Source organism: Virgibacillus salarius (genome assembly GCF_039521925.1).
In the GTDB taxonomy this organism is placed as follows: domain Bacteria; phylum Bacillota; class Bacilli; order Bacillales; family Amphibacillaceae; genus Virgibacillus; species Virgibacillus salarius.
This window is the reverse complement of sequence record NZ_BAAACY010000019.1, coordinates 60,232-79,909: the sequence shown is the minus strand read 5'-3', so window position 1 is coordinate 79,909 and position 19,678 is coordinate 60,232. Positions and strand designations below refer to the sequence as shown.

The following is a 19,678-nucleotide window of genomic DNA, read 5'->3' as shown; positions in this document are numbered from 1 at the left end:
AAAAAAAGTGGTACTTACCAAATTATTGGCGAGTACCACTTTTTATTTTACTGGGTTTTGTCCCAGCCCCATTCAATTAATAGACAAGGGAATAAGCTAATCACATTGGCTTAATATTTTTAGATTGTCTATTTAACAGAAGGAAAACCACAAACAGTCCTCTTTTATATGCTTCTCTACTCACTATCTGCAACCTTTACAAGCTGCTTGCCAATGTTTTCTCCAGAAAACAAGCCTAGAAAAGCATCTGGAATAGCATAAAATCCATCAACAATTGTTTCCTCAAATTTTAATTCACCATTAGCAATAGCTTTACCGAGTACCTCATATGCCTCTTTATAATCCGCTTGAAAATCACCAACAATAAACCCTTGTAGCTTCGCTCTTGATTTTATAAGGTACTGCTGTACACGTAAACCTATATCATACTCTCCTTCTTCCAAGTTATAAGAAGAAATTGCACCACATACCGGTACACGCGCAAATGTATTTAGTAATGGCCAAACAGCATCAGAAATCTCTCCTCCAACATTTTCATAATACACATCAATGCCATCGGGGCAAGCTTCTGCTAATTGCTTAGCCACATTTCCTTCTTTGTATTCAACCACATCGTCAAAGCCAAGTATTTCAGTAATATACCTCGCTTTTTCCTTAGAACCAACAATACCGACGACTTTAGCACCCGCTCTTTTAGCAAGTTGCCCGGCAATTTGCCCAACAGCCCCTGCTGCACCAGAAACTACTACGGTCTCACCTGCTTTTGGCTCACCAATATGCATCATACCAAAATAGGCTGTTAATCCAGGCATTCCCAGTGGCCCTAGAGCAACACTTGGACGCAGACCAAACGTTTGAACCTTCCGTACATGGTTATCACTAACTACATGGTATTCTTGAAATGCCAAATGTCCAGTTACAATATCTCCTTTGTCAAACTGATCGCTTTTTGATTCAATTACTTGAGAAACGACGCCACCATTTAATGGCTTACCTACCTCAAATGGTTCAATATATGACGGACCATCTGACATTCTCCCCCTCATATACGGATCAACAGAAACAAATAATGTTTTTAATAAAAGCTCACCCGCTTCTGGGTTGCCTACTTCTACGTCTTCAAATTGGAAAGTGCGTTCATCTGGTAGCCCATTTGGTCTTTCATTTAAAATAAGCTGTTTCTGCTTCATATAAAAAACCTCCTACAGTATTATATTGCGTAATTTACTTAGTGCATCTGCCATCTATTAATGGATGGCATCTATAAAATATGTAGGTTCATTGTATCAATGGAAATCAACGATGAAAAGCTGAGTGCTTAAGCGGCTAGAGCTCAAAGACAAATATCTTGAAGAATACCTAACGGAAAACGAACAACATTTGGTATCTATGAACTGCTACTACACAAAACAAAGAGACCATTTCACAAATTCAAAAACTCATCCGTATTCATGCCATAAGATTACATTTTTCATACTCTTTATCATAACAAATAGTTACAAAGTATTAGTAAATTCGACACTAATTTTTATAACATTGTAAAATGATTGAAATATTAAACAAATATCTGTAAAACTGTGTTACGCTTGGTGAAATATTTGTAATAAAATTTATGATTGGAGGATTCAGGATGAAAAAAATGTTTTCCATAGTGGTTATTCTTTCTATGATATTCACACAATTTAGTCAATCAATTGCTATGGCTGCTGGTAGTGTTGGGGCTGGAGAGGATATAGCAGTATCTCTTGAAAAAGAGGGGACAACCGAAAACTCCATTTTCAAAGTAGTAATAAGTGAAGAAATAGATGAATTAAACGTTACGTATCCGAAGAACTCGAATTATAGTGATTATTTTGTCGGAAACGACCAAGCTACAATCACCAACAATAAAGAATCACATAGCTTAAACATAAATTCTTTAGAAAACACCAAAGAAATACGGTTTGCACTTAAAGATTTAACAGAGGGCGAAAACCTTATTAAAATTGAAGGATTTAAGGAAAAAAAATTAATAGCAACGAAGGATTTTACGTTCCAATTACCTTCAAACGATAAAGAACAGAAAAATGCAAGTCCAAGTGATGAAGAAAAGGTCGAGCCGATAGAAGAGGAGAAAACGCAGAATACTGAAAGCGGGAATACTGAAAAAGAAAAAGCAGAAAAAGAGAATACTGCTGAGGAACAGAATCTAGTTCAAAAGGAAGCAAAAACTGACTCCTCTGATAAGAGCAAATCAGAATCAAAGGTTAATAGTGAGCAACCAGCCATTTCCCCCTTTTCAGGCAATCTAAATGTAGATATCGATATTTCTCCACGAAATGCTAATGTACTTTCGGGAAATGATGCGGCATATAAACTTGTCTTTAAAACTACGGGATCAATAACTGAGTACACAAATGCTACTATTTTTATTGACTTGCCAACTTTAGAAACAATTACATTTAACCAAGAACTATCAGAATTAGAAATTGCCGGTGTCCAACCAATCTATGATTCTGAAAACAATCGATTGGTCTACGAATTTGATACGCTAAAAACAGGCCAGACTTATGAAAAGATTATTAAATTACAAACTAGCAATGGTTTTACTCCCGATGGGACTGAACTGGAGGTAAGTGCTTCTTTTGAAGCGGACGAACAAAAGAAAGTTGATGATAATGCCTTAGTTGTAGTAGATGCGTCCAATCCTATAAATATCACGAAGCGATTTACGGACGTTCAAGGTAATGAAAGAAACTTACCTACCCCGAACTCCCAAACTGTATGGGAAATAAATGTAGACATTCCTAAAAACAGTACTGGACAGCTTTATATTGACGAAAATTCTCAAATAACGGTTGTAGATACATTACCTGATGGGTTATCTTATGACTCAACCATCAACGGCCCTGAACCTGAGCAAAATGGAAATCAACTGATTTGGACTTTCGATGCTCCTTCATTTGATGACCAGGAAACTGCTAAAGATTCATTATTTAATGCCAATATGGAGATGGTTCTCTCTGTAGGAAATAACACTGTAAATCAAACGCTTACTAATAATGTAGCTATTAATACTTTATTTATTGGTGATAACGAGAGCAACGTTAATACGAATGATAGTATAACTATTGTTGATTCTGATACCGCAAATGGCGATATTGAAGGAAATTGGTATGTTCCGGTACATGTTGGTCCATTAGACGGTGAAGGAAACATAGCTCCAAATAGCAACAGGGACCCTAATCCAATTGTTTATGATGATGCTCTTCTAGGCTTTTCTCACGGAATTGCTCCTTTACCAGAAAGTGACCAAGGTGATTTTGAAGAATATACTACTAGTTATCATATAGATTCAAATCTAATTTTTAAAGAAATAGAAACACCTAGGGGATTTATTTATAGGCCGAATGCAGACTATCCAAATGGAGTGCCTTTAAAGAATGATCCTATTTTCAATATTGAAGCAGTTGTAAACGGTGAACGGGAATTACTAGTTGAAAATGCTGATTTAGATACTGTTTATAATAGAGCGGACTTAGGAATCAGTGAAAATGATGAAGTTAGCGATATTATTCTAGATTTTACTTATGCTCCAAGTGGTATGTTAAATGTAGGCAGACCTAATTACTTTTTTGAAGTCAAACCTGGCTATACAGGATCTGTAACCAACGAATGGGATGTTTATGGAGTAGATGGAGATGGTAATGCATTCAGTAACCAATATAATTCTGATCCTCTAGCAGGTCCGAGATCTGCACAGATTGCTCCAAAACCAACCGATCAGCCTCCGATAGCTACTGTTGGGGTTAAGCTAATAGATCAGCTAGGCTCATATGTGGCTCCTGGAGATAATCGAATGCGGGTAAATTTAAACACTGAAGACAGTTCAACTTTAGCTATGAATGAACCATTAGAAACTGTAGTACTATTGCCACCAGGAATAAACATTGCTAATAATCCTGAAGTGGAATTTACAGATGCTGACGGCAGGTCATCCATAGATACTACTTCTGCAGCAGGTGGTGACTATACCGTAATAAGCAACAACTATAATGATAGTGGTAGACAACTTGTAAAATTTAATTGGAATGACCGCCTGCTTCGACCAGGTAGTTCGTTATACGCAGAAATTAATGTTCAAATAGATGAAAGCGCACCAAATACACTCTCTTTTAGTGTTTACGGCTTTTCTGGAGATCAGGAACTAACCGTACCGTCAGTTGAAAGCCCTGGGTTAACGGATACGGTTTTACAAACGGATGTAGAGGACCTTAATGAGAATGGTAATTCAGATCAACCTCGTTTAAAGTCTGGCAATGAATATTATATTAGTGGACAGTATAATATCCAAACAGAGAAATTGGTTAAGGGGCAACTAGATGAAGATTTTACTCACTTTGGAAGCACTGTCCCAGGTGGTTCTATTGATTACCAATTAACATTAACCAATACTTCAGGAAAAGACATCTCAAGTATGACACTCATAGATGTTATGCCATCTATTAATGATTTAGGGATAACTGATAACATTGATCGCGGGAGCCAATTTACTCCAGAATTAACGGAAGCAATTCAACTTCCTGCTTCGTGGGTCGATAAAGTAGATGTTTATTATAGTTCTGCTATGACACCAGAGCGTGATGATTTAATCAGAAATACGAACTACCCAGAATCTACAGAGAAATTATCGAACCCAGATTCGGCTGAAGAGCCTAATTGGACTTTGGCAACGGAGGTTGACGATTGGTCCTCTATTCATTCCTTTAAGTTAGAACTGAAAGATGGGGTTGAATGGATTGAGGGTGAAAATATCACTATTAACTTTTCAATGGAAGCTCCTAACGCTTCGGAAGTAGATCAAGGTGTATTAGACAAAACCATTAACCCAACAGAACGGGCTGCTTGGAACTCATTCGCAATTGCTACTGATCAAGGTCAGCCGGTAGAACCAGCGCGTGTTGGTGTATACATGGATCTAGATAATTCTGTTCAATTAACAAAGCTTGGAGAAGGAGGAGAACATTTACAAGGGGCAGAATTCTCTTTATTCAATGAGGATGGACAAGAAATTGAAACAGGTTTAACCACAAATGAAGATGGAATTATTGTTGTTGAAGACTTATTGCCAGGAAGCTATAAATTTGTAGAAACTCTAGCTCCAGAAGGATATCAATTAGATGATACACCTATTCCGTTTGATATCGAATTAGCACAGCAAGCCCAAATTGAAGTAAGTAAAGAAAATGCATATGCTCTCGGTTCAGTCGAACTAACTAAAGAAGGAGAAGATGGCGAACTACTAGAAGGCGTAGAATTTGAACTACAGGATGCCGATGGGAGGACTTTACAAGAGAAGCTCCTTACTGATGAGAATGGCAAATTAGTGATTGACCATTTGAAACCAGGTAACTATCAGCTAGTAGAAACAGCAACCATTCCAGGATACGACATAGATGCTACACCAATTCCATTTGAAATTGAAATTGGTCAATCAGAAGCAAAGCAGGTAAGCTTTGAAAACCCATTAAGTACAGGGACTGTAGAGTTAACAAAAATTGGTGAAGAGGGCGATACTCTAGAAGGTGCTGTCTTCACGTTAGTGAATGAAAAGGACGAAGAGCTTAAAACAGGATTGACTACGAATGAAGAGGGTATCTTAACGGTTGAGAACCTAAAACCAGGAAATTATGCATTTATTGAAACAGAAGCTCCATTTGGCTATCAGTTAGATGACACCCCAATCGAATTTGAAATTGCATTCAATCAACTAGAAACGCTGGAACTAGAGGCGGAAAACAGTTATATTCCAAGTACATTAGAGTTAACCAAAGAAGGAGAAGATGGAAAACTGTTAGAAGGTGTCGTGTTTGAATTGCAGGATGCCGACGGAACAACACTACAAGAAAACCTTGTTACAGATGAAAAAGGTAAACTTATCATTGACAATTTAATTCCAGGCTCTTATCAGCTTGTAGAAACAGAAACACTCCCAGGGTATGAATTAGATACCACACCGATTCCATTTGATATTGGATTGGGACAAGGAATAGCAAAAGTCAATTTTGAGAATCCCCTACGTACTGGTTCAGTCGAACTTACGAAAGTCGGTGAAACGGGAGATACGCTCGAAGGAGCTATATTCTCGTTGGTGGATGCAAAAGGCGAAGTGCTAAAAACGGAACTTACTACGGATAAAAACGGCGTCTTAGTTGTAGATGATCTGAAGCCAGGAAATTATGCGTTTATTGAAACAAAAGCTCCTTTTGGTTATCAGTTGGATAAAACTCCTATTGAATTTGAAATCGTCTTTGACCAACAAGAGCCTCTATACTTGGAATTTAGCAACAACTTATTAAAAACGGACATACAAATCACCAAAGTTGATGCGATCACAGACACAACTTTAGAAGGTGCAGTCTTTGACGTGTTAGACAGTGAGGGTGAACGAATTACAACGATAACAACAAATGAAAATGGCATCGTGATCGTAAAGGGATTAACACCTGGAGACTATCAATTAGTAGAAACCAAAGCTCCTACTGGTTATGTGCAATTAGATAAGCCAATTCATATCACCATTGAATTAGGAGATAAAAACAAAGAAGTGATTGTAGAGAACACCCCTATGGAAAAAGGGGATACACCACCGACGCCACCTAGCCAAGATTTCGGAGATAAGCTACCACAAACTGGGGAAGAATGGTTACGATATCTAGCTTTAATCGGAATGATATTTCTTGGATCAGGTAGTTTCCTTTTGTATACGCATATCAGACGAATGAGAAGCGGAACTTTAATAGAATAGTAAATAAGTAAATTACAAAGAGGCTGAGATACACGAACATTCTAGAGAGGAACAATGTACGACTCTATCTCCTCCTTGAAAAAGAAGAGCGATTTTTTTCTACGTGCGATGTATTGCTGCCGAAGCCTTCCCTATTTAAAAGAAAAGGCATCGGTTAGGTACCTCAACACGAAGAAGCTCACCAGTCGCCAACGGAAAGTGACGGATGGAGAAGCTTCGTTGCACAAGCCATCCTTTCTAGTTGTTCATTTTTCTCTTAGATGATTCGGCCTCTTTGTAACATTATTCCTTTAGGTTGAAGTGAAATGAGGCGAATCATGATGAAAAAAGGCAGACTATGGATGGGGCTAGGATTACTTGTTTTAGGAGCTATACTCATTGCCGTGCCCTTATCTTATGATTGGTATACTTCAAAACAAAATGCAGAACTTGTACAAGCAATGGATTTATTGAAAACAGATGGATTAAATAATGAAACGGCGCCTGACATAAACTTTTCGAAAGAAGAATTAAAAAGTATTTATGAATTAGAAATTCCGTCGATCCATTTAAAGGAGTTTGTATTACCATCAACCACGGAAGAGAACTTAGCAATTAGTTTAACTCAGATTATTGAAGATCAAGATCCAAATACAGATAATATATCAATAGCTGGCCATCGGGGGTATCGCGGAGACCGACATTTCCGTAACCTTCCAGATGTCAAAAAAGGTGATGAAATCATTTTAACAACAGACAATGATCGTTATTCTTACAAAGTAACAGAAATTAAGACCGTCGAAGAAGATGCAGTGGAAGTATTGGAGAATAACGGAGCTGAGATAACCCTATTGACATGTACATTATCTGGTGATAAAAGGGTTGTGGTAAAAGGTAAATTGAGTTGAAAATCTGCTGGAAATTGGATGAGCGTAAAAATGTAGCCCCACAAATGTGAGGGCTTTTAATTTACTATACTTACACAAAACTCACTACTACTTGCTGACGTATAATAAACGTAAGGCTATGGTTCTCAAAAGTGACTTTAAAAAGACCCCACCTAGACTTGATTAAGGGTCTTTGAGAAGCGTTGTTCGATGATGACAATTGTTCATACTTAAACTCTAGAAGCATAGACGATAGGATTGGTTAGCTGTTTCCAGATGGAAAGTAGTATGTCTTCATCATCATGAAGGAGGCAATGAACAAGAAACCCTATAATAACAACATCAATAAAGTATAACCATTCTACATCCACTTGAAATACCTTCTGAAAATCCTTAGAAACAGAATTTTCTTCGATAATTTGTTTGCGCATCTCCTGAAATTGTCTTCGATAGCTTTCATCTTGATAGGATTTGGAGATCCACAAAAACATAATCGCATGTTCAGGTGATTTTTCCGTAGACATTTTAATTAAATAGCGCCCAAACGAAAGGATATTTTCTTTAAAAGGTTTATCTGGATTGTAAGAAAAATCAATTAGACTATGTTCTAAGGCATATAAAAATGTTTCCTTCATTAAATCGTCTATGTTAGAAAAATAGTAATAAAATGAGCCTTTACTACTTTCCGCCTTTTTTATTACTTTGTTAATCGTAAGCCTTTCCAGTCCATTCTCCATAATCAAATCAATGGTAGCTTGGATAAGACTCTGTTTTGTTTTATGAGACATTGTTACTCTCCTTATGCGTTCATATTTTCAAAATAAGTTTGTAAATCAGTATTTCCATAGGTATCAGCAATAACATCGTGTGTCATTACATAAAAGAAAAACTGCAATAATTCATATTGTCTTTTATTACTAATTCTTAGAAATGGGAAGATACTTTTAACAAGCCACAGTGGAACGCTTGTAATTTTACTGTTTGGGTTAGCGGCCATTATAGATAGTTCAGCCATTTGACGATATGTATAAACATGAGGACCTCCTACATCGAGTGATATTTCTTCTTTAGAAAAGGATGCTACACAATATTCCGCAAGATCAGCCCCATGTATGGGATTCATTTTATTTTCTCCTTTGCCAAACAAGAATACCCTTCCTTTTTGGGCCATAGTGAAAAGCTCCGTCATATCAGAAAAATAACCCGTTGGATTGATGATGATATGTGGAACATAGCTTCTGTTTAATTTGTCTACAAATAGCTGTTTTGCTTTAATTAATGCAGAAGGACAATTTTCAGTCGCGTGCGCATTTATATACATAAACCGTTGTACCTTACTGTGCTCTGCTTCTTTCAGCAAATGCAGATTCCCCTGATAATCTACATCCATGAACGTTAAATGACCTTTTTGTCTTGTAATACCTACTGAGGAAAAAACGTAATCAATATCTGCGCAAATACCTTGAATGGTTTCTGCCTTGGAAACATCCCCCACAGCAATATCATCAATGAATTCATAGATAACTGGGGAAGAGAAAGCCCCCTCTTGCTTTAACTTTGCTGGTGATCGGACCAATACCTTTACATAATATCCCGCCTGTTTAAGTTCCTTTACAACATATCGCCCTAGGTAACCTGTTGCCCCAGCTACTAATACGCGTTTCATCTTCATCTCACTCCAGTAATATAATTTAGCTTACTTTCATTTTAGACTGATCGGTCTAAAATTACAATAAAAAGGTACCGTCATTTCGAAAATTTTATACGCTTAGCAAATTTCGACATTATGAAAGCCAAATTCTTGTACGTTAAGGAATTTGGCTTGTTATTGGTTTAAGTTTTATTTAAGGGTCTAAGAGAATTAGCTAGTAATCTATTAGCATCAAACCTATATTCTCCAAGAAAATTAATACGCTCCCATCCCAGATGGTGATATATGGCGGTACCCCGCAAAGAAAGCAAGATTTGAGGTTGTTGGTGAGTACCAAATTATCGGGGTAAATTTATCGTATGAAAGAAATATGTAAGAATGAAGAAAGAAAAACGACATGTATTACTTTTACAATAGAAATTGAATCAGTTGCAAGATTTAAATCAGAAAGGAGTAATAATAATATGAGATTTTTAGAGATAATACTTGTCGTTGTTAATTTTGGATTATTGTATTGGGTGTTTATAAGGAGGAAAAAAGCCTCCACAAACATAGTATCTCTTTGGCCTTTGGCCGTGGGATATTTTATGGTAATTGTACAGATGGTTGCAGAGGGCGTAAGCTGGCGAATGATTCCGGCTTATTTAACACCTGTTTTGTTAACGGCGTATCTGTATGTCAAACGAAAGAATATAAAACCCAGAAAGTGGTATGTATTGACTATTCAAACTGTACTACTCACTGTTTATCTAGCAATCACAATCATTCCACCTATTGTCATGCCTGTATTCTCATTTGAGAAACCAACAGGAATTCACTCGGTAGGAACAGTATCCTATCATTGGACGGACGAAAAACGCAAAGAAACGTTTGGGATAGATCCGGAAGCTAAGCGCGAGTTGATGGTACAAGTTTGGTATCCAGCAAACGAAGAGAGCGAGAAGAGGACTAATCAATATATGAGAGATGTGCCGGAAAAAGAGGAGGGAATGGCGCAACTAATGGGGCTACCTGATTTTATGATGAGCCATTTAGGTCTTGTCCGTGTGCATTCGTTTTCTGAGGGTATTTTGTCTGATAGGCAGGAACGTTATCCTGTGCTAATTTTCTCGCACGGTAATGCCGGCAACCGTAATCAGAATACGTTTCAAGTTGAAGAACTAGCAAGTCGTGGATATATTGTCGTTGGCATTGATCATACTTATAATGCGGGAGCAACGGTTTTTCCAGATGGTAGAACAGTGAAATATTCGACTGAAGATGAACCGAACACTCTTGCTGAGTTCGATGAGAGGATGTCCATTTGGTCAGAAGATGTTACTTTCGTACTTGATCAGCTTGAAGAGTTGGATAAGGGCGGAGAGGACGATCAATTCAAGGGAAGGCTTGATCTCGAGAAAATTGGCATGTTCGGGCATTCCTATGGAGGTGCCACGGCGTATCGAATGCTATTGCAAGATGATCGCGTAAAAGCTGCCATAAATATGGACGGATCACTGTTTGGAGGACCAGTTCCTGAGAAGAGTGTTCAAAAGCCACTTTTCTTGATGTACTCCGCGTCCTCACTAGATGTGGATCGATTCGAGGCAGATCTGGATGAAATTACTCCGGAAGAGATTTTAAAACAGACAGGAAGAAATCGTGAAGCGCTTGAGAAAGACTTTTACGACCTTATGTCAAGGTATGAAAAAGTTGTCACAAGTGGTGCATTGTCTTTGGTCATTCCGAATTCAAACCATACTAGCTTTACTGATCTTAACTTGTACAGCCCACTGATGCGTGCAAAAGGTGAAGATACTAAGCAAATTCATCTTCTAGTTAATGAATTCACGCTTGCATTCTTCGATCAGTATTTGAGAGGAACGGATGATAATGTGTTAGAACAATTAGGGGCTAAATATCCGGAGGTTCATTTTCAAAGTAAATAAGTGATTTAATGACCGATACGGAGAATTCCCTTTCATTTACTATTTTTTTGACTTTTGATACAATTCGGGTATGAAAACACAAATATTGTTAGTAGAAGATGATTACTCTATCAGTGACATGGTTGCAAATTATCTACGTAAGGAAGGATTCGATGTTGTCTGTACATACGATGGTGAGCAAGGGATACAGGCTGTCATGAGTCAACAATATGATTTGGTTCTGCTCGATCTAATGCTCCCAAAGCTAGACGGGTTGGAGTTTTTGAAGCTAGTCAGAGTATATAACACCACCCCGGTTCTAATTATATCGGCCAAAGATGATGATGTGGACAAAGTAGTAGGTCTCGAATTCGGAGCAGACGATTATATCGTTAAACCTTTCTCGTTAATCGAGCTTACGGCCAGAGTAAAGGCGATGATCCGTCGTACGACAAAATATTCACCCACTGTTGTCGAAAAAAAATCTGTGTCACGAGTATTGAAGGTTGGAGAATTAACAATTAATGTAGACGACTTCACTGTCACTAAGAATGGCCAGGACATTATGTTAACATCCAAAGAATTTCAAATTTTATATTTACTCGCCAGCAATCCGAATAAAGTATTCACAAAAGAACATATTTATCGTGCAGTATGGAACGAAGAATACTACAGCGACGAGAATAGTATTAACGTACAAATCAGCCGTCTACGAGACAAAATCGAGGATCGTTCCTCGAAACCTCAATATATTAAGACGCTGTGGGGTATCGGATATAAGCTAGGGGAGTTTTGAATGACTGGTATTCTAATTGGCATTATCTTAGCTCTAATTATGTTCAACATTTCACAATACCGGTTAGCTAGGGGGCGAGACGCCCATCTCTTTTACATCCGTGACAAGCTTCGGACAATTATAGAGAAAAATCAAACCGAAAAAGTACTTCTGTTCACGAATGATCCAGCATTAAAAAAACTTCTAGTCGAACTGAACCGACTGCTTGAGAAGAAAAACGAGGAGTTCCTCAAACATGCAAAGAAGGAAGCTGGAATCCGTAAAATGCTGGCCAATATTTCACATGATTTAAAAACGCCACTCACAGTCGTGATTGGTTTAATTGAGACAATCGTGTGCGACAAAGAGATGACGAAGGAAGCAAGGAAACAGACTCTTCTGAAAGTGCAGACCAAAACTTCGGAGATCTTGCAACTGATTAATAAGTTCTTCGACTTGGCCCGCTTGGAATCCGGGGACAAAGCTTTGCCACTAACCTATGTAAATATAAATGAAATTTGCAAAAATAATCTACTTTTTCATTATAATGATATTGAATCTGCTGGATTGGAAGCCATCATTGATATACCAGATCAACCAATGTACGCATTGGGCAACGAGGAAGCTTTGGATCGTATATTGCAAAACCTCATTTCTAATGCTGTTCGGTATGGAAAAGAGGGTCTAACCGTCGGTCTAACATTGCGCGGCGATGATTCCCATGTCTATATAGATGTGTGGGATCGTGGCAAAGGAATTGGTGAATCACACAGCGACAAAGTATTTGAGCGCATGTACACGCTCGAAGATTCCAGGAACCGACTCTATCAAGGAAGCGGACTGGGCTTAACAATAACGAAACGTCTTGTCGAACATTTACATGGCGAAATAACGCTCAAGAGTCATCCATTCGTGCGAACGACATTTACAATTCGATTAAAATCGTTAAAAGGAGAGGACTAACCATGACATACGTCGTTAGCACGAGTAGACTTAGCAAGAACCTGAGTGGGAACAACATCTTGTCCGATGTGAACCTTCACATTAAGAAAGGAGAAATCTACGGACTCTTAGGTCTGAATGGAGCTGGCAAAACATCGGTCATGAAGCTGCTTACGGGCTTATGGAAGCCAACTGAAGGAGTGATTGAACTTTTCGGAGAGAGACTTATAACTGGTGACTGCAAATCTAAGAAGCGAATAGGTAGCTTGATTGATTATCCAATATTTTATGAAAAGCTAACTGCTCGGGAAAATCTGGAGCTACACTGTGCATACATGGGTTATCACGATCACCGGTCTATCGATGAAGCACTTGCATTGGTCGGCTTAACCGTTGAAGGAGCCAAAACTGTAAAAAGCTATTCACTTGGCATGAAGCAACGCCTTGGATTAGCCCGGGCAATATCGACCCGACCGGAGCTGTTACTTTTGGATGAGCCAATCAATGGTCTTGATCCGGTTGGATTGAAGAACATGCGAAACCTGATTTCCGCATTGAGTAAAGAATATGGAATGACGGTGTTTCTAACTAGCCACTTACTTCGGGAGTTAGAGCTAATCGCAAATACGATTGGTGTCATTCGTGAAGGCAAGCTTATCCGAGAAGTGGCAATGGAGAACATCCAAAGGGACTGGACGGAGTATATTGAATTGGTGACAAAGGATGTCGTGAAAGCAGTTAGCATATTGTCTAATAAGCTAGAAATGTGCAATTTTAAATTGATAAATGAATCGACAATTCGTATCTATGATTTAAGTTTACCTCAACCTGAAATTGTACGAACGCTAATTCTGAATGGAGTTGACATTGGAGAAATCAGACGCAAGAATCAAACGCTGGAGGACTATTTTTTAAATCTTCTGCAAGGCAGTGGGGATACATGATTTCGCTAATAAAGTTGGAATTAAAAAAATTCAAACTGAATGGATATTTCTTGTGTGTTATAGTGTCAAACTTGGTGATGACGGTTTTGGTCTGGATGATGATGTTACAGTGGTCAGTGGAAAACACCTACATACACCCAACCTACAACGTTGCATTTGATTTAACTCGTTCCATGGTGAATTTTACGTTCGTAATATTTGCTGCAATACTAATGGCTCGAATAATTGTCGGTGAGTACGTGAATAAGACAACCTCCGTGCTATTCACCTATCCAATTAGGAGACAGAAGCTGCTTATATCCAAGCTGGCATTAATCTCGCTTGTTACCTTTGTTATTATTATCATCTCCAATCTGTTCATTAATCTTGTCTTAATCGGGTTAAACGTCAAATATGATTTCGTCAAGGAACCTCTTACTTCCCCAATCATATACAATCAAATGATGGAAATTCTTATTCATGCCGTTTTAAAGACGATGAGTAGCTGGATTCCACTTGTTTTGGGAATGCTTCGGAAATCACCAACGACGACAATTGTTTCTGTTTTCATTATCGAGTTTACCTCCATTTCCATGAATAACGGGCCTACATATACTGTAACTCCTGCTGTCGAAATGACGCTGGCAGTGATTGGAGCTGTGGGTGCATACTGGATGATCTACAAAGCCGAGAGAGAAGATATATTGTAATGGAGGTAGAATTCTCAGAGGATATTTACTAGTAAATTAAAGGTGAGGTACCCCTAAAAAGTTAGATTTAAAATCTAACTTTTTGAAATAGGAACTAGCTATATAAATGCTGATCCTTAGTTATTGCGCACTATATAATGTAGTTACCCACAGTGTCACACCAACACAACCTAAAAAGCTCCTCTTATGAGGGGCTTTTTTAATCAATCCACACATAAATAGTACTTTCTATTTGTAGCTTTAAATTTATATCTTGATTAATTGCTATCATGATTGATTTAATAAAGTAGCCTACACAAATTACGGCTAATTGAATACTTTATTATAGACCTGTTAAGGGTCTTTCCACATGTTATTTCCTGGCCCTTCATTTCATATGGAGGGCTCAATTTATGATATTGTTAGTGGTTATTTTTATTTAAAAATAAAACAAGCAATTGACTTAAGATAACTGCCAACTCAATTAAGGGTAACATTGAATATATTATATTAAATCGAAAATAAAGGAGGGAAATTGTATGTGGAGGCCAAAGAGAAAATTTGATAAAGATGGTAATCAAGAGTTTTTCTCTACCGCAAAAGCAGATGCAGATGCAAAAGCTAAAGCCGATGTAGATTTCGACAGTGATATTCATGTTGATAACGATAACGATAATGATAACGACAATGACTTAAAAAACAAAAACCGCAATTTTAACATTGCGAAGATCACTAAAAGTGGCAACTCTTATGTTAATGTTATTTCCGATGATGAAGACGACGATGACAGGAAACGTAAGAAATACTATTAATAAGTACTAGTGGGGTAATATAATTTATCCCACTCTTTTTCTATGAAAGTGGGGAATAAATTTGCAAAATTCATTAAAAAATGGTCGCTCAATAGACTTCAATAATGAAAGTCTATCTACAATTGGATACAGCGGTAATTCAGATGTGGATGTAGAGGTTATAGTTGATACAACTCCAATTGCATATGCAATGTTATGTACTCTTTTAGCTACAAAACAAATCTCCGACAATGAATTTAGCGCTGCAGTTAGAAAATTAGAGGATTTAACCCATAGAAACAAACATCACTCTACAAGAGAATTGAACGATTTATCACAAGTAAAATTAAATAAAAAACGGTTAAGAAGGTACAATTAGCCTTCTTTCTGTACATAATTCACTCAATAAAATTGGATTGTCATCATTACCTGAACCAAACGTATCACTAACTTTACTAATTCATCCAGTTCACGAACAAATATATTTTCAGGGCTGCATATAAGACGATAGGAGCCGAATACTACCTAACGTCTTATATCAGCTCTAAATCACCTATTTATCTAATATCTTACTTCAATTGTGCTTGTACCAGAGAATACATTCATCGCGTAATCTACATCTACATAATATACACCTGGTAAAACGTCAGTAATTGTTCTGGAAGGTTGAGTACCTACTGAAAGGGGGCCCCATAGTGTACATCTACCAGAGTCCCTATTACATATCCGCACTCGTCCTACCTCCCAATATAAATCCTCCCCCGAGAGTCTAATTGTAACATCGCCTAGCGAAGGAACAGAAAATTGACCGTCCCATTTACCATCTCTTGTTGTAAAAGGAAATGGACCGAAATACTTTACTGCATTAATTTCATTTTTAGGACTTTCATTTCCAGTAGTTTCAGCTGCGATTGATTCTGAGGGGAAGGTCTGAGAAGCTAAAATAATCATGACGGGAAAAATTATTAGTGCAAGAATCTTTTTCAACATATCTCACCTCCTTTAACTACATTTAACTATTTCTACAAATATTCACATCTTCCTTCATTTTTTTGTAAATTTTCCATTAAATTCATTTTATAACTACATAATAATAATTTATCTGATGAAATGATAATAATAAAAAATGGATCCAGCTATATAATACTGATTCCTTCCGTTATCCCCCCTTTATGAGAGGATTTATTTTTTATATGACTATCTTCCTTACTGGTCCAGATGAAAGGGTATTATCTAACTTAAATGTTCTCACTTTTTGCGGTAGTAACAATAAGCCAAAATACGCTTTCCGTTTTAAAATTCACAAAAAAGTCACAATACAAATATTACCATTATTAGGAAAAGGTGATATGATAAAAGTGATCTTACAATTTATCTTTTGAAAGGAGTTGCACGAAATGGATTCACTGAAAGAAACGTTATTCACGAAGTCATTTGTCGCCAATCCTTATCCTGCATATGCCAAATTAAGAGAGGGACAACCTGTTACTCGAGTACGACTCCCAGATGGTCAATATGCTTGGTTTATCACAAGATATGAAGATGCATTAGAAACATTGAAAAATCAAATGTTTATAAAGGATTATACAAAACTTGACAATACGTCATATCATGATTTAGAGGCTGTATTCAGAGAAAATATGCTATTCGCTGACATGCCAGATCACAAACGGTTACGTGGACTTGTTTCGAAAGCTTTTACCCCACAGATGATTGCAGGAATGAGAGAACGTATCCAAGAAATTACCGACAATCTACTTGATGAAATTTCCACTGAACATGAGGTTGACCTAATAGATGTGTTTGCTTTTCCACTACCAATCATTGTTATTTGTGAAATACTTGGAATTCCCTCAGAAGACCGCAATAAATTTCGAAACTGGTCAAATGCAATTATTGAAGCTTCAAATGGTTCAACCCCTCAGAATATTGACTCGCAAAGAAATGAATTTATTCAGTATTTAAAAGAAAGATTCGCTATCGTGCGCAAAAACCCCAAAGAAGATTTAATTAGTAAACTAGTTATTTCGGAATTAGAAGAAGATAAACTAACAGAAAAAGAATTATATGGTATTGTTTCTCTATTAATTGTTGCTGGACATGAAACAACTGTTAACTTTATCGGAAATAGTATTATGAACTTATTGGAACTTCCAGACCAACTAGATTTATTAAAAAAACACCCAGAGTTAATTAACAATGCTTTAGAAGAAACACTTCGCTATAATAGTCCGGTCGAGTTTAGTACATCACGTTGGGTGAGGGAAGATATGGAATTTAAAGGTCAACCAATGAAAAAAGGAGAACTTGTAATTGTTGTACTTAATTCGGCCAATCATGACCCAGATCAATTCAAAGATCCAGAAATATTAGACATAACAAGAGAAAAAAGCAAACATTTAGCGTTTGGCAAAGGGATTCATACATGCTTAGGAGCGCCTCTTGCCCGGTTAGAAGGTGAAATTGCTATCTTAAGTTTCTTCAGACGCTACCCCAATGCTACATTAAATATAAATAAACAAGATTTAGAGTGGAGAACTGGAATGATAGTTCGTGGAGTTAAAAAACTCCCCATCCTTCTAAACAACTGATAAATATGGTTGGGACATAGCTTTTGGCGTACTTTCCTTTCGATTTCAGACACATCTCTTTTCTTTTTTGGAACAAGTTTTAGGTCACAGAATCGATCACGTTTTTGGGGTACGTCCATATTCACTTCACCAGCTGTTGTTTTAATCGATTATTACCATAGCCATTTCATCTGTTTGTGAGCTCCTTTTGGGTTCTTATCATTCGATTCATAACCTAAATGATGAGTTATTTTAAACTACTCTCCCCTCTTGGGAAACTCTTTAGTTCAACAACTGCGCCCTTTTATGGAAAGACTAAAATTATCCAGCATATTAAAGAATTAACTGATACAATGCTATGCAAAGACCTAAAATACTCGACTTTATTTTGGACGGATGGTATCTTTTATTACCGTACAAATAAACGGAAACAACTATAAATCCTATAGGAAGCCAAAGTTCAAAGACACCATTACTTGTACTTTGAGAATAAATGGGAGCAACATATGTACTAATGAGAAAATAAAAGAAAATAGTAAAACGTCGTGTTTCTAAGGATCTTAATTAGTTTTATTATTACAGAATCTATGGACGTAATCAATGAAGTAAATGGAATATATTTCAAGCCAAACATATAGTTCATGAAATATTTGTAAACATATAAAAATTTTTCATGAGTTATGAACTGGTAGCATATTAATGTAATGAGGAATTTTATGATATTAAAAAATTCTATTTTCTCTTGTAGCTGCACTTGGGTTATTTGTATTACTTTCACCAGAAATGGAAGCTCATGCAACTGAAACAACCAAGAAACCTACAATAAAATTTTATGACGAGAGCAACCAAGAAATCTTCCCTTATACACAAGAAGAAATTGACAACATGTTTCAGTTAGAGCCAGTTGTAAAAAAACAAAACGCTGATCTTCTAAGCGACTCGAGAATCTATAACTTTGGTAAAACTAGATTCAAATAAAAAGTTTGGATTCGATCAGGGTATGAGTTTAAAGATCCCGGTATTTTATCTCTAGACTCTGAAAAGACTGTAGGTAAGATGGAAGTTAGTTCTTATAGTGGCGGATCTCGCACATCAAGATTAGTAAATGATGGTGGATAGTTAGGAAACGCTACCGTAGAGTTAACAGGCGGTGAAGTATGGTACGATAAATAAAATTTGAGGGAAAACATTGAGTAATAATAAAATTTACCAAGTCAAGGTAAGCAAATTATTTTTAGTTGCTATCACTGCGTTAGCTTTACTGATGGCATTTAGTTACTCTGTAAGCGCCTCTTCAAAGTCAGCTGAAGAATCACTAAAAGACACACTATCATTCGAAAACCCATTGGTAGACTTCAGTATTTTAGAAATTAACGAAAAATCTAATGCAGAACAAATTACAGTTAAAATGAAATATAAGGATGGAGAAATAACCGAACCAAAACTTACCATGAAAAAAGTGGATGGATCTTGAAAGCTAATTATTCAAGATTTAACCCCTGAAGGGGACAAAACAATTAAAGAAGGAACAAAAAAAGAACCTGATACCAATTCTGATGACGTTTCAACTCAAGGAGTGAGTATTTGCAACTACTCGTTCTTGGGGTACTTTTATGTATAATGGGGAAATAGACATCTTAGGTGTTTGGTGTTGTTGCCCCTCCTCGGAGAGGGGCAACAATGGGTACCACTAACATTTCAAAAATTTTATACGTTTATCAAATCTAACCATTGATGGTATTAATTATTTCCTGAACCTTAATCTGCGAGATGATTA

At 37.0% G+C, this 19,678-nt stretch carries 15 protein-coding genes; 11 read left to right on the top strand and 4 right to left on the bottom strand.

Annotated elements, in window-relative coordinates:
• Positions 1 to 176: 176 nt before the first annotated feature.
• Complete coding sequence (locus ABDZ84_RS03635) at positions 177 to 1,190, bottom strand: NADP-dependent oxidoreductase (protein WP_026680297.1); 1,014 nt, start codon at positions 1,188 to 1,190, stop codon at positions 177 to 179.
• Positions 1,191 to 1,630: 440 nt separating this feature from the next.
• On the opposite strand from ABDZ84_RS03635, the gene ABDZ84_RS03630 reads away from it, so the two are divergent.
• Complete coding sequence (locus ABDZ84_RS03630) at positions 1,631 to 6,787, top strand: SpaA isopeptide-forming pilin-related protein (RefSeq protein WP_343780105.1); 5,157 nt, start codon at positions 1,631 to 1,633, stop codon at positions 6,785 to 6,787.
• A gap of 305 nt (positions 6,788 to 7,092) precedes the next feature.
• Positions 7,093 to 7,674 (top strand): class D sortase, encoded by a 582-nt coding sequence (locus ABDZ84_RS03625; RefSeq protein WP_080668629.1) that lies wholly within the window; start codon positions 7,093 to 7,095, stop codon positions 7,672 to 7,674.
• A 209-nt stretch (positions 7,675 to 7,883) separates the two neighbouring features.
• Here the strand turns inward: ABDZ84_RS03625 and ABDZ84_RS03620 are convergent, their stop codons facing one another.
• Positions 7,884 to 8,441 (bottom strand): TetR/AcrR family transcriptional regulator, encoded by a 558-nt coding sequence (locus ABDZ84_RS03620; protein ID WP_026680294.1) that lies wholly within the window; start codon positions 8,439 to 8,441, stop codon positions 7,884 to 7,886.
• Between the two features lie 11 nt (positions 8,442 to 8,452).
• Complete coding sequence (locus ABDZ84_RS03615) at positions 8,453 to 9,319, bottom strand: SDR family oxidoreductase (protein WP_161629261.1); 867 nt, start codon at positions 9,317 to 9,319, stop codon at positions 8,453 to 8,455.
• Positions 9,320 to 9,891: 572 nt separating this feature from the next.
• Here ABDZ84_RS03615 and ABDZ84_RS03610 point away from each other — a divergent pair.
• The 7 genes from ABDZ84_RS03610 (at position 9,892) to ABDZ84_RS03580 (ending at position 15,710) form a co-directional block, all read left to right on the top strand.
• Positions 9,892 to 11,232, top strand: coding sequence for an alpha/beta hydrolase family protein (locus ABDZ84_RS03610; protein ID WP_425542076.1), 1,341 nt, complete (start codon positions 9,892 to 9,894; stop codon positions 11,230 to 11,232).
• A 70-nt stretch (positions 11,233 to 11,302) separates the two neighbouring features.
• Positions 11,303 to 12,007: a response regulator transcription factor gene (locus ABDZ84_RS03605; protein WP_034678593.1), complete on the top strand. Its 705-nt coding sequence runs from the start codon at positions 11,303 to 11,305 to the stop codon at positions 12,005 to 12,007.
• Positions 12,008 to 12,949, top strand: coding sequence for a sensor histidine kinase (locus tag ABDZ84_RS03600; RefSeq protein ID WP_026680290.1), 942 nt, complete (start codon positions 12,008 to 12,010; stop codon positions 12,947 to 12,949). It abuts the gene before it with no gap.
• Between the two features lie 2 nt (positions 12,950 to 12,951).
• Positions 12,952 to 13,872 carry an ATP-binding cassette domain-containing protein gene (locus ABDZ84_RS03595; RefSeq protein WP_026680289.1) on the top strand — a complete coding sequence of 307 codons (921 nt, stop codon included), beginning with the start codon at positions 12,952 to 12,954 and terminating at the stop codon, positions 13,870 to 13,872.
• Complete coding sequence (locus tag ABDZ84_RS03590) at positions 13,869 to 14,561, top strand: ABC transporter permease (protein ID WP_026680288.1); 693 nt, start codon at positions 13,869 to 13,871, stop codon at positions 14,559 to 14,561. The genes ABDZ84_RS03595 and ABDZ84_RS03590 overlap by 4 nt, the downstream gene beginning before the upstream one ends.
• 518 nt (positions 14,562 to 15,079) lie before the next feature.
• On the top strand, positions 15,080 to 15,352 hold the full coding sequence (locus tag ABDZ84_RS03585; protein WP_026680287.1) for a hypothetical protein: 273 nt from the start codon (positions 15,080 to 15,082) through the stop codon (positions 15,350 to 15,352).
• A 61-nt stretch (positions 15,353 to 15,413) separates the two neighbouring features.
• The gene (locus ABDZ84_RS03580) at positions 15,414 to 15,710 is read left to right on the top strand and encodes a hypothetical protein (protein ID WP_051388262.1); all 297 of its coding nucleotides are present in this window, start codon (positions 15,414 to 15,416) and stop codon (positions 15,708 to 15,710) included.
• A gap of 182 nt (positions 15,711 to 15,892) precedes the next feature.
• On the opposite strand, the gene ABDZ84_RS03575 is transcribed toward ABDZ84_RS03580, so the two are convergent.
• On the bottom strand, positions 15,893 to 16,321 hold the full coding sequence (locus tag ABDZ84_RS03575; protein WP_026680286.1) for a hypothetical protein: 429 nt from the start codon (positions 16,319 to 16,321) through the stop codon (positions 15,893 to 15,895).
• Positions 16,322 to 16,728: 407 nt separating this feature from the next.
• On the opposite strand from ABDZ84_RS03575, the gene ABDZ84_RS03570 reads away from it, so the two are divergent.
• On the top strand, positions 16,729 to 17,922 hold the full coding sequence (locus tag ABDZ84_RS03570; RefSeq protein WP_200862540.1) for a cytochrome P450 family protein: 1,194 nt from the start codon (positions 16,729 to 16,731) through the stop codon (positions 17,920 to 17,922).
• 1,168 nt (positions 17,923 to 19,090) lie between these two features.
• Positions 19,091 to 19,375, top strand: coding sequence for a hypothetical protein (locus ABDZ84_RS03565; RefSeq protein ID WP_026680282.1), 285 nt, complete (start codon positions 19,091 to 19,093; stop codon positions 19,373 to 19,375).
• Positions 19,376 to 19,678: the final 303 nt, after the last annotated feature.

Coding starts and splice junctions, on each gene's coding strand:
- ABDZ84_RS03635 (WP_026680297.1), bottom strand. CDS start 1,190: ATGAAGCAGAAACAGCTTATTTTAAATGAAAGACCAAATGGGCTACCA.
- ABDZ84_RS03630 (WP_343780105.1), top strand. CDS start 1,631: ATGAAAAAAATGTTTTCCATAGTGGTTATTCTTTCTATGATATTCACA.
- ABDZ84_RS03625 (WP_080668629.1), top strand. CDS start 7,093: ATGAGGCGAATCATGATGAAAAAAGGCAGACTATGGATGGGGCTAGGA.
- ABDZ84_RS03620 (WP_026680294.1), bottom strand. CDS start 8,441: ATGTCTCATAAAACAAAACAGAGTCTTATCCAAGCTACCATTGATTTG.
- ABDZ84_RS03615 (WP_161629261.1), bottom strand. CDS start 9,319: ATGAAACGCGTATTAGTAGCTGGGGCAACAGGTTACCTAGGGCGATAT.
- ABDZ84_RS03610 (WP_425542076.1), top strand. CDS start 9,892: ATGGTAATTGTACAGATGGTTGCAGAGGGCGTAAGCTGGCGAATGATT.
- ABDZ84_RS03605 (WP_034678593.1), top strand. CDS start 11,303: ATGAAAACACAAATATTGTTAGTAGAAGATGATTACTCTATCAGTGAC.
- ABDZ84_RS03600 (WP_026680290.1), top strand. CDS start 12,008: ATGACTGGTATTCTAATTGGCATTATCTTAGCTCTAATTATGTTCAAC.
- ABDZ84_RS03595 (WP_026680289.1), top strand. CDS start 12,952: ATGACATACGTCGTTAGCACGAGTAGACTTAGCAAGAACCTGAGTGGG.
- ABDZ84_RS03590 (WP_026680288.1), top strand. CDS start 13,869: ATGATTTCGCTAATAAAGTTGGAATTAAAAAAATTCAAACTGAATGGA.
- ABDZ84_RS03585 (WP_026680287.1), top strand. CDS start 15,080: ATGTGGAGGCCAAAGAGAAAATTTGATAAAGATGGTAATCAAGAGTTT.
- ABDZ84_RS03575 (WP_026680286.1), bottom strand. CDS start 16,321: ATGTTGAAAAAGATTCTTGCACTAATAATTTTTCCCGTCATGATTATT.
- ABDZ84_RS03570 (WP_200862540.1), top strand. CDS start 16,729: ATGGATTCACTGAAAGAAACGTTATTCACGAAGTCATTTGTCGCCAAT.